Raw genomic sequence first — 15,338 nt, 5'->3', positions numbered from 1 at the left:
GCTACTCAGGAAGTGCGACCCATGACCGTGTTGAAGATGTCCGACCTCGATCTGCAAGGTAAGCGCGTATTGATTCGCGAAGACCTCAACGTCCCAGTCAAGGACGGTGTTGTCACCAGCGATGCGCGTATCCTGGCTTCGCTGCCGACCATCAAGCTGGCCCTGGAAAAAGGTGCGGCGGTGATGGTGTGCTCACACCTGGGCCGTCCGACCGAAGGCGAGTTCTCCGCCGAGAACAGCCTCAAGCCAGTCGCTGACTACCTGAGCAAGGCCCTGGGCCGCGACGTGCCGCTGGTGGCCGATTACCTGGGCGGCGTTGACGTCAAGGCCGGCGACATCGTGCTGTTCGAAAACGTGCGCTTCAACAAGGGCGAGAAAAAGAACGCTGACGAGCTGGCCCAGCAATACGCCGCCCTGTGCGACGTGTTCGTGATGGACGCCTTCGGCACCGCGCACCGCGCAGAGGGTTCGACCCACGGCGTGGCCAAGTTCGCCAAAGTCGCCGCTGCCGGCCCGTTGCTGGCCGCTGAGCTGGACGCACTGGGCAAGGCGCTGGGCGCACCGGCCAAGCCAATGGCTGCGATCGTTGCCGGCTCCAAGGTGTCGACCAAACTCGACGTACTCAACAGTCTGAGCCAGATCTGCGATCAGCTGATCGTCGGTGGCGGCATCGCCAACACTTTCCTGGCTGCCGCCGGTCACCCGGTCGGCAAGTCGCTGTACGAGCCGGACCTGCTGGACACCGCGCGTGCCATCGCCGCCAAGGTCAGTGTGCCGCTGCCGGTGGACGTGGTGGTTGCCAAGGAATTCGCTGAAAGCGCCGAAGCCACCGTCAAGCTGATTGCTGACGTTGCCGCTGACGACATGATTCTGGACATCGGCCCGCAAACCGCAGCCAACTTCGCCGAACTGCTGAAATCGTCGAAAACCATTCTGTGGAACGGCCCGGTCGGCGTGTTCGAATTCGACCAGTTCGGCAACGGCACCAAAGTGCTGGCCCAAGCCATCGCCGACAGCGCCGCGTTCTCCATCGCCGGCGGTGGCGACACCCTGGCGGCCATCGATAAATATGGCGTGGCCGAGCAAATCTCCTACATTTCCACCGGTGGTGGCGCGTTCCTCGAATTCGTCGAAGGCAAGGTGCTGCCAGCCGTTGAAGTCCTGGAAAGTCGGGCCAAGGCCTGAGGCCGCCCGTTTGGCCAGGCAAAGGAGTGTTCAGATGGTCAAGTCGTTAGCGCTGTTGTTGCTGACCGGTACGCTGGCGGCCTGCGGGAGTAACCCGAAGGCCGAGGCGACACCTGCGCCGGATGCGGCACAGAAAGGCTGCTATCAGGCCGACTGGCAGGCCGAAACCAACCCGGTGCTGAACAAGCGCTCGGGGCCGGACGGTCTGGACAAATACGAGACGCAAACCCCGGCCAAGGAACATGGTTGTCCTTGACCGGTCTGACTCTTTAACTCAGGGCTGGCGGCGTTGGCTGTCAGTCGAGGAACACGGATGAAAGGCTTGATCGCCATTGCGGCGTTGGCATTGTTGGGCGGTTGCGCGCAGATGAACCTGTTTCAGTCGTCCGCACCTGCGGACAGCTGGACCACCTGGACCTGCGACAGCCAGGCCAAAGTGCTGTGGCGTTACGCCGATGCCAGCCAGAAGGAAGTCGATGTTCGACTGGGCGGCGGTGATCAGGTCTATCGCCTGAAAGAAGAGCCGGGCGCCTCGGGCGTGCTGTACAGCGACGGCATGCTGGCGTTTCACGTCAAGGGTGACGAAGGCCTGGTGTACTGGGTAGCCACCAATGACCTGATCGGCCGCGGCTGCAAGGCCGAGTAAGACGATTGAATTGATTCACACAGATCCCAAGGTGGGAGCGGGCTTGCTCGCGAAAGCGGTGGATCAGCTTGCGGTAATGGTGAATGTTAAACCGCATTCGCGAGCAAGCCCGCTCCCACAGGGGTTCTCTGTTGTTCACAAGATTTTGGTAACACCGAATCACCAGACCGGGCTTCGACCCCCGATCTGCAATCACTTGAATAGCCGCCGCCGCTCCGGCAGGCTGGCACGATTAACGACCCTCAACCGGGAGAGACACACACAATGGCACTTATCAGCATGCGCCAGATGCTGGACCACGCAGCCGAGTTCGGCTACGGCGTTCCAGCTTTCAACGTCAACAACCTTGAGCAGATGCGCGCCATCATGGAAGCCGCTGACAAGACTGACTCCCCGGTGATCGTCCAGGCTTCGGCCGGCGCTCGCAAATACGCCGGCGCGCCGTTCCTGCGTCACCTGATCCTGGCCGCGATCGAAGAATTCCCGCACATCCCGGTGTGCATGCACCAGGACCACGGCACCAGCCCTGACGTCTGCCAGCGCTCCATTCAACTGGGCTTCAGCTCGGTGATGATGGACGGCTCCCTGGGCGAAGACGGCAAGACCCCGACCGACTACGAATACAACGTCCGCGTTACCCAACAAACCGTCGCCATGGCTCACGCCTGCGGCGTTTCGGTAGAAGGCGAGCTGGGCTGCCTGGGTTCGCTGGAAACCGGCATGGCCGGTGAAGAAGACGGCATCGGCGCTGAAGGCGTTCTGGATCACAGCCAGATGCTGACCGACCCGGAAGAAGCCGCTGACTTCGTCAAGAAGACCCAGGTCGATGCCCTGGCCATCGCCATCGGCACCAGCCACGGCGCCTACAAGTTCACCAAGCCACCTACCGGCGACGTGCTGGCGATCGACCGCATCAAGGAAATCCACAAGCGCATCCCGAACACCCACCTGGTGATGCACGGTTCTTCCTCGGTTCCGCAAGAGTGGCTGGCGATCATCAACCAGTACGGCGGCGACATTAAAGAAACCTACGGCGTACCGGTTGAAGAAATCGTCGAAGGCATCAAGTACGGCGTACGCAAGGTCAACATCGACACCGACCTGCGCCTGGCATCCACTGGCGCAATGCGTCGCCTGATGGCCACCAACCCGAGCGAATTCGACCCACGTAAATTCTTCGGCGCGACTGTGACGGCAATGCGTGATGTGTGTATCGCACGTTATGAAGCGTTCGGTACTGCCGGTAACGCTTCGAAGATCAAGCCGATCTCGCTGGAAGCGATGTTCCAGCGTTATCTGAAGGGTGAGTTGAACGCCAAGGTGAACTAAGCCTGGGCGTTTGATCGCGTAAATGAAAAACCCGCCGAGTGGCGGGTTTTTTTGTGTGAGTTTTTCATTGTGAACAAGTTAACGGCTGGCGGCTAAAAATGTCGTTAAAAAAGATTTTTAAATTTTCTCTCGATAAGCCCGATATGTGTGACATTTTCCCCGCACGAGATGTGGGCGAATGCATAGTTATTTTTGAGAGAAAAATAAATTTCGTTAACGACTGCGTAAATTATTTTGCTTATTTCGAAATCGCATAAAGAACTGTCATTTCTGACAGGTGATTTAAAATTCATTGCAGCCTATCGTCTCAATGCAATCAGAAAGGAAGTAACGATAAATATATTTATCCCTCCCTTTACTGATTTTGTTCCTTCTATTTAATGGAGAGATTGATATGTCAAGCATTGATGTCCGTGAGAAATTTAAAAAGCATGAGCTCAGTGGCGAGGTCAGCTGTATCTTGTACGGCAAGGATGGCGAAAGTGGCGAAGAGAAAACTGAGTATAAATCTACCCATCTTTATGGAGATTACTCTGACAACATTTATGTGCATACAAGTAGCCATACTGAACATCATTCAGAAAATATTTTATTTTTATTCTCCAAGGATCTTATTCCAGGTACATATCACTATTTTCCAGACTTCCCCAATGTAATTGATTTTGTATGCGACGCGCGATATGCCCCTGCATGGAGGCCTCAATCTGGATTATTCGTACTGGAAAAAAATAGCTCTGGAGTTATTAAAGGAAAATTTAGGTTTCATAAGGAACCAGGGAATAAGGGGTTCGCAGTTTCGGATGGTGAGTTTTTTGTAAATTTCCCTACTTCTGCTTCGTAGGAAAGGGCGGGAAAGGAGAATCCAAGTGTCTAGTCCTGAAATAGGTTTAAACCATTTCAAGACTAGACCCCCCTGATATTCATCACGCAATTGATCCCCTGTGGGAGCGGGCTTGCTCGCGTATACGGTGGGTCAGCAGCATTGATGTTGAATGACACTCCGCATTCGCGAGCAAGCCCGCTCCCACAGGATTTTGTGTAAGTATCGAGGTCGCTGATGTCACTTGTCGTGATCAATATCCAGCTTGGTAAACGTCACCTGCCCACCCTCACTGGTATACCCGGTGTTGTCCTGCACATACACCCCCGCCTTGAAGTACAGCGGCTTGTTGCGCCACGTCGCGCTGATTTGTGAATCCCACTGATAACCCGCTGCGCTCACGCCCAGTGCACCGCCGGGGCTGAGGTGGATCAGGTAGTTGAATTCGCGGTCGAGTTTGATGCCGGTGGCGAGGGTGATGACGCGGCTTTCATCGTCATCGGGGTGCATGCGCACCTTGATCACCAGGTTGCCGGTTTCAGTTTTGGTCTTGTACTGGTATTCGAGTTTCACCATCGGCTTCTGGCTTTCATACGCGTGGATCTGGCCGATGACGATCTTGCCCGAGCTGGGCACCTTGTTCACCGCGAGGGTTGCGCGCAGGGTGTTGTCGGCGTCCGGATAATACCAGTTGCGCAGGGTGCCGTTGCTGAAGGTTTCGCGCAGTTCGGTGCGCGGGTAGATGGCGTTTTCGGTTTTTGACCCGGTTACCGGTGACCAGAAAAACAGCGTGCCGGTGTCGGAATGGAAGTACTGATCCTTGAAGCCATTCACCAGTTTGGAGGTTTCGACGGTGTACGGCGGACTGCCGACGGGAACGCTGAGGTTCCAGGTTGCGAGATCGATCATGTCGGTTCTTCCACTCAATTCATCCTGAACGCGAGTGCCAGAAGCTCTAGCCCGCGCCTTTTCGGGCGGCAGTTATAAGCGTAGAGGAGTTTTTTGTTAACGCCCGTTTGGCAGATGATTGGCGTCAACATCCTGTCGAAATGCCATCTGTGCCGGTTTTCGGGGGCTGCAGGGGTGACCGTTAGTCGGTAAGTCGCCGCTTTGGCTAAATGATGGCGGCGTGACAGCTTCTGCTTTCGCAGATCCGCGACTAGAGTGATGGCTCAGTAACTGTACGGTTTTCACGAGAAACCGGCCGATAGTCCGACAAGAGATGTCCCGACAAGAGAAGCAGCATGGAATGCGCGCAACCCCAGCCAGGTGAAGGCAGCTCTGTCCTTTTGATCGTTGATGATTACCCTGAAAACCTGATCAGCATGCGCGCGTTGCTGCAGCGTCAGGATTGGCACGTTATGACCGCCGCCTCCGGCTTTGAGGCACTCAATCTGCTGCTTGAACACGACGTCGATCTGGTGCTGCTGGACGTGCAGATGCCAGGCATGGACGGTTTTGAAGTCGCGCGGCTGATGCGCGGCAGTCAGCGCACACGCCTCACGCCGATCATTTTCCTCACCGCCAACGAACAGTCCCAGGACGCCGTGATCAAGGGCTACGCCAGTGGCGCGGTGGATTACCTGTTCAAACCGTTCGATCCGCAGATCCTCAAACCGAAAGTCCAGGCGTTGCTCGAACACCAGCGCAACCGCCGCGCCTTGCAGCGCCTGAGTCATGATCTGGAGGTCGCGCGGGCCTTCAATGCCTCGGTGCTGGATAACGCGGCGGAAGGCATTCTGGTGCTCGGCGAGGACGGTTTGATCCGCTTCGCTAACCCGGCGATTTCGCGGCTGCTGAATGCGCCGGTGAAGGAGCTGGAGGGCAAGGAGTTTCTCGATTTCCTGCAGAAACCGCACATCCCGCTGTGGGCCAATTCCGAATTGTTGGCCGGTTATAAACGCGGTGAGACTTTGCGTCTGCACGACGCGCTGTTGCGCACGGCGCCGGGGCAGCAAGTGCCGGTGGCGTTGTCCTGTGCGCCGTTGCCCGCCGAGCAGCGGGCGATGGTGGTGACGGTGCTGGACATGTCAGTGGTGCGTCACCTGCATCAGCAGCTGGAATTTCAGGCGGTCACCGATCCGTTGACCGGTCTGCTCAATCGCCGGGGCTTTTATCAGACGGTGGAAAACCTGCTGCTGCGCGGTGAACGCAGCGACAGCAGTTGGGTGCTGCTGTATCTCGACCTCGATGGTTTCAAGCGGGTCAACGATTCCCTCGGCCACGATGCTGGCGACCGGGTGCTGCGCTGGGTCTCCGAGCAATTGAAAGCCTGCCTGCGGCCGTTCGATATTCTCGCGCGCATGGGCGGTGACGAGTTCACGGCGTTGCTCGATCTGGAGTTCCCCGAGCAGGCGGCGAAGATTGCCGAGAAACTCATCGAGCGGGTATCGGTCTGTCAGCAGATCGAAGGACTGGACATCGCCCTCGGCGCGAGTATCGGCATCGCCACTTACCCGGACTGCGGTTCTAACCTCGACGGCTTGCTGCGCGCCTCCGACATTGCCATGTATGAGGCGAAGCGCGCCGGGCGTCAGCAGTATCGTTTTTACGATCACGAAATGAACGGCCGCGCCCGCTCTCGGCTGATGCTTGAAGAGAGCGTGCGCAACGCCATCGAGAACCGCGATTTCAATCTTGTGTATCAGCCGCAAGTGGCGATCGACAGCGGGCAGATCCGCGGTTTCGAGGCGCTGCTGCGCTGGCAGCATCCGAGCGTTGGCGATGTGCCGCCGGGGCTATTCCTGCCGTTGCTGGAAGAGGCACGGCTGATCAGTCGGCTCGGCAGCTGGATCTATCATCGCGGCGCCGGCCAGCGCAAAGCTTGGGAAACCCTGTTCGCCGAGGATCTGGTGCTTGGCGTGAGTTTGAGCAACACCCAGTTCGGGCTGCCGAACCTGGTCACCGAATTGCGTCAGGTGCTTGAGCGGCACGCGCTGGAGCCACGGCAACTGGAGGTGGAAATCACCGAAGACGCGCTGATGCACAACCCCGACGAGACCCGCAAACAGCTGCGCCTGCTACGCAATCTCGGGGTGCGGGTGGCGCTGGATGATTTCGGTTCAGGGCCGTGCTCGCTGGCGCATCTGCGTGATCTGGAGCTGGACACGCTCAAGCTTGATCGACACCTGATTGCGCGGCTGCCGGATTCGACGCGCGACGCGGCGCTGGTCAGCAACGTGATCAATCTGTGTAAACAGTACGGCTTGCTGGTGATCGCCGAAGGCGTGGAAACCATCGAACAGTATCAATGGCTGCAAGCGCATGGCTGCGAATATGTGCAGGGTTTCCTGGTGGCGCGTCCGCTGACCTCCGAAGACGCCGCCAGCTTCGCCGAGCCCTTCGACTGGAGCGCGCTGCCGGTTTGAATTCGCTACACTGGCGCTCTTTTCGAACCGTATTGCCGTGCCCATGACTGCGTTGAAATACCTCCAGGCCTATCCCGCGCAATTGCAGGATCAGGTGCGCCAACTGATCGCCGAACAGCGTCTGGGTGACTACCTGAGCCAACGCTATCCGGGGCGTCACGATGTGCAGAGCGACAAGGCGCTGTACAGCTACGCGCTGGACCTGAAGCAGGAATACCTGCGCAACGCGCCGGCCATCGACAAGGTGCTGTTCGACAACCGCCTCGACCTGACGCACCGCGCGCTGGGCCTGCACACCACGGTTTCAAGGGTGCAGGGCGGCAAGCTCAAGGCCAAGAAAGAGATTCGCATCGCCTCGTTGTTCAAGGAGGCGGCCCCCGAGTTCCTGAAGATGATCGTCGTGCATGAACTGGCGCACTTCAAGGAGTCGGATCACAACAAGGCCTTCTATAAATTGTGCGAACACATGCTGCCGGGGTATCACCAGATCGAGTTCGATCTGCGGGTATACCTGACGTGGCGCGATTTGTAGGAGCTGCCGAAGGCTGCGATCTTTTGATCTTTTAATTAACGGAGCCCATGCATGGACGTCAGCAAGACCAAAAGCAGCTTTTACCGGCGCCTGTACGTGGCCTACCTGATCGACAGCGGCCTGGCCCCAAGCGTCCCGGCGCTGACCGAAGTGACCGGCATGCCCCGGCGCACGGCGCAGGACACGATCGCCGCGCTGGCGGATCTGGACATCGTCTGTGAATTCGAGCAGGAAGAGGGCGCGCGCAATCATGCCGGGCGCTATCGGATTCGTGAATGGGGGGCGATTGATCGCGGGTGGATCGAGCGTAATCTGCGGCAGATCAAGGCTGTGCTGGAGTATCCCTGAGTTTCGCAGTGCCTGAGCTGACGCCTTCGCGAGCAAGCCCGCTCCCACAGTAGACCGAGTTCCTTCAGATGGAATGCGATCAAAATGTGGGAGCGGGCTTGCTCGCGAAGGGGCCCTCAAGGACGACGCATGCCTATGTGCGGAATGTCATCCTCCAGATACTCCTCACCCGCCACCACAAACCCGTACCTGCCGTAATATCCCTGCAAATGCGCCTGCGCCGACAGATAGATCGGCACCTGCGGCCAATGCTTCCCGGCCTGTTTCAGTGCGTGTTCCATCATCACATGCCCCAGCCCTTTGCCACGGCCCTGCGGCGCGATGATCACGCGGCCAATCACCACGTCACCGCCCTGGGACTCGGGATCAAGCAGGCGCAGATAGGCCATCAACTGATCATCTTCCCAACCCATGAGGTGATGGGTGTCGCCGCCCAGATCCTGGCCGTCGAGGTCCGGGTAGGCGCATTTCTGTTCGACCACGAACACCTCCGAGCGTAGCTTCAGCAGTGCGTACAACTCTTCTTTGCCCAGATCACTGTGATGCTTGCAGACCCACTCGATTGTCATCTTCCGACTCCTTGAACTCCGTCGCCCGATACTAAGGGCACTGGCGCCGGATGTCTGTATGGCGGAACAGTCTGTGACAAAGGTCAAAATGCCATCATTCCTTTCTCGCGATAGCGGCTGCTTTGTGTAATCTGCTGGAAAGCGCTGTGCACTGGCTTCAATGAGCTACTGTTAGGGCCTGGGTTTCGCCGGTAAGGGGCCTTGGGGTTTTGACTGAAAACACGCTGGGCAGCCCGCCCGCTAAGGATTTTCAAGCATGCCGCGACTGCATCGAGCCTTTGCTTTGATCGGATTGCTCTTGCTGGCCCAAACCGCCTCAGCGGAGAAGTTGCGACTGGTGTTTGATATCTGGCCGCCCTTTACCGACGACACGCTGGTCAACGGTGGTCTGGCCACCGACATCGTCAGCACCGCGCTGGCGCGGGCCGGTTATGCCAGCGACTATGAACAGGTACCTTGGGCGCGGGCACTGCTGGGGGTGGGCGAAGGACGATACGACGTGCTGGTCAACGCCTGGTACAACGACGAACGGACCAAAATCGGCCAGTTCTCTGGCGAATACCTGCTCAACCGCATCCGCTTTCTCAAGCGCAAGGACACGCCGCTGGAGTACGGCAGCCTGGAACAACTGCACACCTACCCGGTGGCGGTGGTGCGCGGTTATGCCTACTCGCAGGCCTTCGATGCCGATACTGCACTGGAGAAAGTCCCTGTGCATAACTTCGCAATGGCCGTGCGCATGCTCGCGGCGGACCGGGTCAAGCTGACTCTGGAAGATGAATACGTCGCGCGCTATTACCTGGCCCGCGAATCAGCCAAAGTGCGCAACGCCGTGGAGTTTCTGCCCAAGCCGTTGAGCGAGAACAGCCTGCATATTCTGGTAAGCCTGAAGAATCCGCAGCATGAGCAGATTGTGGCCGGGTTTGATAAGGCGATTGCGGCGATGAAGGCGGATGGCAGTTATGACAAGTTGCTGCGCCAGCATGGGATGTGAGAGCTGATCCAGAATTTGTTAAGTGGCTGATGGCCCTATCGCGAGCAGGCTCACTCCTACAGTTTGAAATGCGTTCCCTTGTAGGAGTGAGCCTGCTCGCGATGGCGTCTGATCAGCCGCCGCTGACCTCACTGGTGTCTTTGATCAAATGCGCCGCCAACGTCCGCAGCGGCCCCAGCTGCCGGCAGATCAACGCCAGTTGCGTCTGCACCAGTCGCTGTCCTTCATCGATCTCGTCGGGCATCTGCTCCAGCTCATTGGCCAGCGCTTCTTCTTCGTCACTCTGAATCGCCACCGGTTGCTTGTTCGCCAGGCCTTGGGCGATGTCGTCGATGCTCGTCGCCAGTTTCACCCCGGCGCCTTCAATCAACTGCTCACGCACATCGGCTGGCAATTGAGTTTCCCTGTGTGCGCCGAGCCCTGACAGATAACTCAATAAGGTGTGCGACAGCACCAGAAAACGGAAACCGACGTCCGCTTCCTTACGGAAATGCCCCGGCTCCATGAGCATGTTCGCCAGCGTTGTCGACAGCGCCGCATCAGCGTTGTGCGCGTTGCGTCGGGCCAGGCGATAGGCGAGGTCGTCGCTCTTGCCGGCGGCGTATTGCTGCATGATCTGGCGCAGATAGATGCTGTTGCAGGTCAGGGTGTTGGCCAGCACTTTATTCAGGCGCCGACCCTGCCAGTCCGGCAGGAACAGGAACACCGTCAGGCCGGCGATCAGGCTGCCGAGTAGGGTATCGAACAGGCGCGGCAGGAACAGCCCGTAGCCATCGCCGATCTGGTTGAAGCAGAACAGCACCATGATGGTGATCGCGGCGGTCGCCACCGTGTAGCGCGTGGTGCGGTTGGTAAAGAACACCACCCCGGCGGCGATCGCGAAGCACGACTGCACCAGCGGGCTGGGGAACAGATCGAACAGCGCCCACGCCACGGTCAGGCCGATGGCGGTGCCGAGAATCCGCTGACCGAGCTTGCGCCGGGTCGCGCCGTAGTTCGGTTGGCAGACGAACAGCGTGGTGAGGATGATCCAGTAACCCTGCGACGGGTGAATCAGATGCACCATGCCGTAGCCGATACTCAGCGCCAGCGGCAGGCGCAGGGCGTGACGGAACAGCAGGGAAGTCGGTGTCAGTTGCGTACGCAGGCGAATCCACACGTCCTTGAGGTTGCGCGGCGAGCGGTCGAGCAGGCTGCTGTCGGTGGCGTCCGCCAAGGCATCCGGGTTGCTCGCGTCGCTGAGCAAACGGTCGAGGGTGCCGAGGTTGGCTGCCAGTGCGCGCAGCGAACGCAGGAGGCCGCGCCACGCCGGATTGCTCTGGATGCGCAGGTGTTCAAGGGAGGCATCGAGGTCAGTCAGTGCTTCGGCAAAACTGGCGTCGTAGACGAACGGCTGGCGCATCTGGATCGATTCGGCCAGCGCGCGGCAGGCCTTGCCCTGCTGGCGCAACAAACGCTGGCAGCGGAACAGCACGTCGCTGTGGAAGAACGCATCGGCCAGCGCGTTGTACGGATAGTGCGAAGAGCTGGCGCGTTCGTGGATGTCCTGGGCGAGGAAATACAGCTTCAGATAGCGGCTGACTTTCGACCCCGGGCGACCGTTGCCGACCCGGTGCAGAATGATTTCCTTGGCACTGTTCAGCGCGGCGACCACGCGACCGTTTTGCTGCGCCAGTTCCAGCCGTCGGCCTTCGACGTCCAGTTGGCGGATCGGCTCGAACAGCGAGGCTTTCAGCTTCAGGTAGAAACCCAGTTCACGGAACAGCCGCGCCAGACTCTGCTGCACCGGCTGGTTGGAAAACATCGCCTGCCACAGCACCGACAGCAGGCCGTACCACGCGGCACCCGCCACCAGCAGCATCGGTTCGTGCCAGAAATCGGTGACCGCGCCGCCGCGCTGATCCACGCCGATCATGGTGTAGACCGACAGGATCAACGTCGCCGAGGCAATCGCGCCATAACGCTCGCCGAGTGCGCCGAGCATGGTCAGGCCGAAGCTGGCCAAGGCCAAGGCGATGGCGAACACGATGGGGTAGGGGAAGAGCAGTTCCACCGACAGCGCGGCGATACTGAAACACACCAGCGTCACGGCGAGGGCGTTGAGGCGCCCCTGCCAACTGTCGTCGGTCTCGGCCAGGGCGCTGGCGATGATCCCGAGGAACAACGGGATCAACAGGCCCATTTCATCCTGATACCAACACAGCGCCATGCTGCCGGTCAGGGCGATGAACACCCGCACGCTGTAGCTGAATTTATCCAGCGCCCACAGGCGCCGCAAAGACTGACGAAACGAGGTCGAGGACATGAAGTGCGAAGGCCTTCCGAGGCGATGCCGCTAAATTGAGCCAGTAATGACGCCGACGCAATGGCGCCGATCACATCTGACAGCAAAAAGTGTTCCTTACTGCATCACGCATAACAACTGTGGGAGGGGGCTTGCTCCCGAAAGCGGTGTGTCATTCAACATGTATGTCGACTGATCCAGCGCATTCGCGAGCAAGCCCGCTCCCACAGTTTTTGATTTGTGTTGGATCAGACGTACTGCGCGGCCGCGTAACCCGAGGCCCAGGCCCACTGGAAGTTGAAACCGCCCAGATGCCCGGTGACGTCGAGCACTTCGCCGACAAAATACAGCCCCGGGCTTTTCAGCGACTCCATGGTCTTGGACGACACTTCGCGGGTATCGACGCCACCCAGCGTGACCTCGGCGGTGCGATAGCCTTCGGTGCCGGCCGGGACGACTTTCCAGCTGCCGAGCTTGTCGGCGATCTGCGCCAGTTCGGCGTGGGTGTATTGCTTCATCGGTTTGGAAACGAACCAGTTGTCCGCCAGCAGGTTGGCCATCTTCTTGGTGAAGATCTCGCCGAGCAGGGTTTTCAGTTCACTGTTCGGGCGTTCGGCCACTTGCTGTTGCAGCCATGCCGCGGTGTCGTGATCCGGCAGCAGGTTGATCTCCACGGTGTCGCCCGGCTCCCAGAACGACGAGATCTGCAGAATCGCCGGGCCGCTGAGGCCACGGTGAGTGAACAGAATATTCTCGCGAAAGCTCTGGTCGTTGCAGCTGACCAGACAATCCACCGAAGTACCGGACAGCTCGGTGCACAGTTCCTTGAGCTGATCAGTGATGGTGAACGGCACGAGTCCGGCGCGAGTCGGCAGCAGTTCATGGCCAAACTGCTTGGCGACCTGATAACCGAAACCGGTGGCGCCCAGCGTCGGGATCGACAGCCCGCCGGTGGCGATTACCAGCGACTGGCACTGAATCTGGCCGAGGGTGGTGTCGAGCAGGTAGCCGCTTTCGACCTTCTCGATGGTCTGGATCGAGGTATCCAGGTGCAGCTCGACGCCGACCTGATCGCACTCGTCGAGCAGCATGCCGAGGATGTCGCTGGATTTGTTATCGCAGAACAACTGACCGAGTTTCTTCTCGTGATACGGCACGCCGTGCTTGGCGACCATGCCGATGAAATCCCACTGGGTGTAGCGCGCCAGTGCCGATTTGCAGAAATGCGGGTTACCCGAGAGGAAATTGCCCGGTTCGGTGTACATGTTGGTGAAATTGCAGCGGCCACCACCGGACATCAGGATTTTCTTGCCGGCCTTGTTCGCATGATCGAGCAGCAACACCTGACGCCCACGCCCGGCGGCGGTCAGTGCACACATCAACCCTGCGGCGCCAGCGCCAATGATCACGACTTCGGTAGAGCGCAAAACGGTGTCCTCTTGGTAGGTCGCTACAAAACAAACTGTGGGAGCGGGCTTGCTCGCGAATGCGGTATGTCAGTTGACACATAAGTCGCCTGATACACCGCATTCGCGAGCAAGCCCGCTCCCACAGGGATCTACTTTGGATGGTAGACCGTTTACAAAACCCGCACGCGCAGCGAACGGCCCTTGATCTTGCCGTTGTTCAAGCGCTGCAGCGCCTGCATGACCACGGTGCGTTCAACGGCGACATACGACTGGAAGTCGAAGATCGCGATCTTGCCGACCTGGGCGCCGGGGATGCCGGCGTCGCCAGTCAGTGCGCCGAGGATGTCGCCCGGACGCACCTTGTCTTTACGCCCGCCGGCGATGCACAGGGTGCTCATCGGTGGCTGCAGCGGGGCGCCGCCCTGGGACTTGAGGTTATCGACCTGATCCCAGTTCAGCGGAGCTTTCTGCAGCTGTTCGATGGCTTGCGCGCGATGCGCTTCGGACGGCGCAACGAGGCTGACCGCAATGCCTTTCTCGCCGGCACGACCGGTACGGCCAACGCGGTGAATGTGGATTTCCGAGTCGCGGGCCAGTTCGACGTTGATCACCATGTCCAACGCGTCGATGTCCAGACCACGAGCGGCGACGTCGGTGGCGACCAGGACCGACGTACTGCGGTTGGCGAACATCGCCAGCACCTGATCGCGATCACGCTGTTCCAGATCGCCGTGCAGGCCGACGGCGGAAATGCCTTTGGAGGTCAGGTGGTCAACGGTTTCCTGCACCTGCTGCTTGGTGAAGCAGAACGCCACGCAGGAAGCCGGGCGGAAGTGGTGCAGGACTTTGGTCACTGCGCTCATGCGCTCTTCCGGGGAAATCTCGTAGAAACGCTGCTCGATCTGCGTGTCGTCGTGGAACGCCTCGGCTTTCACCGTCTGCGGATCGCGCATGAATTTCGACGCCAGTTGCTTGATGCCCACCGGGTACGTGGCGGAGAACAGCAGGGTCTGACGGCGTGCCGGGGTCTTTTCGATGATGTCTTCGATGGCGTCGTAAAAGCCCATGTCGAGCATGCGGTCGGCTTCGTCGAGGATCAGCGTGTTCAGACCGTCGAGCACCAGCGAACCCTTGCGCAGGTGTTGCTGGATACGCCCCGGGGTGCCGACGATGATGTGCGCGCCGTGCTCCAGCGAAGCGATCTGCGGGCCGAACGACACGCCGCCGCACAGGGTCAGGACCTTGATGTTGTCTTCGGCACGGGCCAGACGGCGGACTTCCTTGGCGACCTGGTCGGCCAGCTCACGGGTCGGGCAGATCACCAGTGCCTGGCAACCGAAGTAGCGCGGGTTGATCGGGTTGAGCAGGCCGATGCCGAACGCGGCGGTCTTGCCGCTGCCGGTCTTGGCCTGGGCGATCAGGTCCATCCCCTTGAGGATCACCGGCAAGCTCTGCGCCTGTATCGGCGTCATCTGGGCATAACCGAGGGATTCGAGGTTAGCCAGCATGGCGGCGGACAGCGGCAGAGTATTAAAAGCGGTGGCGATGGTGGTCACGGGACTGGCCTGCAAAACAAAATGTCGCGCAGTGTAGCAGCCCCGTGCCACTTTCCTCGAAAGTTCTGGACGAACAGTGCCTGATTTCATTCCCCCAGGCTTTCCTTGAATGAAGATAAACCTGTGGCGAGGGAGCCTTTGTGGCGAGGGGATTTATCCCCGATGGGGTGCGCAGCACCCCCTGAAAAGGTTGAACGCGATCAGCCAGATGTACTGAGGCGGCAGATTATGGGGCTGCTTCGCACCCCATCGGGGATAAATCCCCTCACCACAAAAGCATTCACAAGACATGACACTG

At 59.3% G+C, this 15,338-nt stretch carries 14 protein-coding genes; 9 read left to right on the top strand and 5 right to left on the bottom strand.

Annotation, left to right across the window (positions count from 1 at the left end; all coding sequences use genetic code 11):
- Window positions 1-21 precede the first annotated feature (21 nt).
- From E4T63_RS26140 to E4T63_RS26120, 5 genes are all read left to right on the top strand, one after another.
- Entirely contained in the window at window positions 22-1,185 is a 1,164-nt protein-coding gene (locus E4T63_RS26140) for a phosphoglycerate kinase (protein ID WP_027610625.1), read from the top strand.
- Between the two features lie 34 nt (window positions 1,186-1,219).
- Window positions 1,220-1,441 (top strand): hypothetical protein, encoded by a 222-nt coding sequence (locus E4T63_RS26135; RefSeq protein ID WP_007961876.1) that lies wholly within the window; start codon window positions 1,220-1,222, stop codon window positions 1,439-1,441.
- Between the two features lie 57 nt (window positions 1,442-1,498).
- A complete protein-coding gene (locus tag E4T63_RS26130) occupies window positions 1,499-1,831 on the top strand; it encodes an MliC family protein (RefSeq protein ID WP_135296739.1) in 333 nt (110 codons plus the stop codon).
- Window positions 1,832-2,095: 264 nt separating this feature from the next.
- Entirely contained in the window at window positions 2,096-3,160 is a 1,065-nt protein-coding gene (fba, locus tag E4T63_RS26125) for a class II fructose-bisphosphate aldolase (RefSeq protein ID WP_003229012.1), read from the top strand.
- Between the two features lie 394 nt (window positions 3,161-3,554).
- Window positions 3,555-4,001 carry a hypothetical protein gene (locus E4T63_RS26120; RefSeq protein ID WP_127646195.1) on the top strand — a complete coding sequence of 149 codons (447 nt, stop codon included), beginning with the start codon at window positions 3,555-3,557 and terminating at the stop codon, window positions 3,999-4,001.
- 219 nt (window positions 4,002-4,220) lie between these two features.
- Here E4T63_RS26120 and E4T63_RS26115 read toward each other — a convergent pair whose 3' ends face one another.
- Entirely contained in the window at window positions 4,221-4,889 is a 669-nt protein-coding gene (locus tag E4T63_RS26115; RefSeq protein ID WP_096795728.1) for a polysaccharide lyase family 7 protein, read from the bottom strand.
- Window positions 4,890-5,224: 335 nt separating this feature from the next.
- On the opposite strand from E4T63_RS26115, the gene E4T63_RS26110 reads away from it, so the two are divergent.
- From E4T63_RS26110 to E4T63_RS26100, 3 genes are read left to right on the top strand one after another with little or no spacing between them, the layout of a single operon-like run.
- Complete coding sequence (locus E4T63_RS26110) at window positions 5,225-7,348, top strand: putative bifunctional diguanylate cyclase/phosphodiesterase (protein ID WP_135296738.1); 2,124 nt, start codon at window positions 5,225-5,227, stop codon at window positions 7,346-7,348.
- Window positions 7,349-7,391: 43 nt separating this feature from the next.
- The gene (locus E4T63_RS26105; protein ID WP_098966017.1) at window positions 7,392-7,880 is read left to right on the top strand and encodes a M48 metallopeptidase family protein; all 489 of its coding nucleotides are present in this window, start codon (window positions 7,392-7,394) and stop codon (window positions 7,878-7,880) included.
- A gap of 51 nt (window positions 7,881-7,931) precedes the next feature.
- A complete protein-coding gene (locus tag E4T63_RS26100) occupies window positions 7,932-8,228 on the top strand; it encodes a winged helix-turn-helix domain-containing protein (protein ID WP_003229005.1) in 297 nt (98 codons plus the stop codon).
- 116 nt (window positions 8,229-8,344) lie between these two features.
- On the opposite strand, the gene E4T63_RS26095 is transcribed toward E4T63_RS26100, so the two are convergent.
- Window positions 8,345-8,797 (bottom strand): GNAT family N-acetyltransferase, encoded by a 453-nt coding sequence (locus tag E4T63_RS26095; protein WP_135296737.1) that lies wholly within the window; start codon window positions 8,795-8,797, stop codon window positions 8,345-8,347.
- Window positions 8,798-9,053: 256 nt separating this feature from the next.
- Here E4T63_RS26095 and E4T63_RS26090 point away from each other — a divergent pair, with 256 nt between their 5' ends.
- Window positions 9,054-9,791, top strand: a complete 738-nt coding sequence (locus tag E4T63_RS26090) for a substrate-binding periplasmic protein (protein ID WP_027610632.1) — start codon at window positions 9,054-9,056, stop codon at window positions 9,789-9,791.
- 112 nt (window positions 9,792-9,903) lie between these two features.
- On the opposite strand, the gene yccS is transcribed toward E4T63_RS26090, so the two are convergent.
- The 3 genes from yccS to dbpA form a co-directional block, all read right to left on the bottom strand.
- The gene (gene yccS, locus E4T63_RS26085) at window positions 9,904-12,096 is read right to left on the bottom strand and encodes a YccS family putative transporter (protein ID WP_135296736.1); all 2,193 of its coding nucleotides are present in this window, start codon (window positions 12,094-12,096) and stop codon (window positions 9,904-9,906) included.
- Window positions 12,097-12,323: 227 nt separating this feature from the next.
- Entirely contained in the window at window positions 12,324-13,502 is a 1,179-nt protein-coding gene (locus E4T63_RS26080) for an NAD(P)/FAD-dependent oxidoreductase (protein WP_135296735.1), read from the bottom strand.
- Window positions 13,503-13,654: 152 nt separating this feature from the next.
- Window positions 13,655-15,040 (bottom strand): ATP-dependent RNA helicase DbpA, encoded by a 1,386-nt coding sequence (gene dbpA, locus E4T63_RS26070; RefSeq protein WP_007962660.1) that lies wholly within the window; start codon window positions 15,038-15,040, stop codon window positions 13,655-13,657.
- Between the last annotated feature and the right edge of the window lie 298 nt (window positions 15,041-15,338).

The sequence above is a fragment of the Pseudomonas fluorescens genome, assembly GCF_004683905.1.
GTDB classification, from domain to species: Bacteria; Pseudomonadota; Gammaproteobacteria; order Pseudomonadales; family Pseudomonadaceae; genus Aquipseudomonas; species Aquipseudomonas putida_A.
Note: the sequence above shows the minus strand (reverse complement) of the source record. Positions and strands in the feature narration are given on the sequence as shown.

Excerpts from the sequence above, each read along its gene's own strand:
- E4T63_RS26140 (WP_027610625.1), top strand. The coding sequence starts at position 22 with ATGACCGTGTTGAAGATGTCCGACCTCGATCTGCAAGGTAAGCGCGTA.
- E4T63_RS26135 (WP_007961876.1), top strand. The coding sequence starts at position 1,220 with ATGGTCAAGTCGTTAGCGCTGTTGTTGCTGACCGGTACGCTGGCGGCC.
- E4T63_RS26130 (WP_135296739.1), top strand. The coding sequence starts at position 1,499 with ATGAAAGGCTTGATCGCCATTGCGGCGTTGGCATTGTTGGGCGGTTGC.
- fba (WP_003229012.1), top strand. The coding sequence starts at position 2,096 with ATGGCACTTATCAGCATGCGCCAGATGCTGGACCACGCAGCCGAGTTC.
- E4T63_RS26120 (WP_127646195.1), top strand. The coding sequence starts at position 3,555 with ATGTCAAGCATTGATGTCCGTGAGAAATTTAAAAAGCATGAGCTCAGT.
- E4T63_RS26115 (WP_096795728.1), bottom strand. The coding sequence starts at position 4,889 with ATGATCGATCTCGCAACCTGGAACCTCAGCGTTCCCGTCGGCAGTCCG.
- E4T63_RS26110 (WP_135296738.1), top strand. The coding sequence starts at position 5,225 with ATGGAATGCGCGCAACCCCAGCCAGGTGAAGGCAGCTCTGTCCTTTTG.
- E4T63_RS26105 (WP_098966017.1), top strand. The coding sequence starts at position 7,392 with ATGACTGCGTTGAAATACCTCCAGGCCTATCCCGCGCAATTGCAGGAT.
- E4T63_RS26100 (WP_003229005.1), top strand. The coding sequence starts at position 7,932 with ATGGACGTCAGCAAGACCAAAAGCAGCTTTTACCGGCGCCTGTACGTG.
- E4T63_RS26095 (WP_135296737.1), bottom strand. The coding sequence starts at position 8,797 with ATGACAATCGAGTGGGTCTGCAAGCATCACAGTGATCTGGGCAAAGAA.
- E4T63_RS26090 (WP_027610632.1), top strand. The coding sequence starts at position 9,054 with ATGCCGCGACTGCATCGAGCCTTTGCTTTGATCGGATTGCTCTTGCTG.
- yccS (WP_135296736.1), bottom strand. The coding sequence starts at position 12,096 with ATGTCCTCGACCTCGTTTCGTCAGTCTTTGCGGCGCCTGTGGGCGCTG.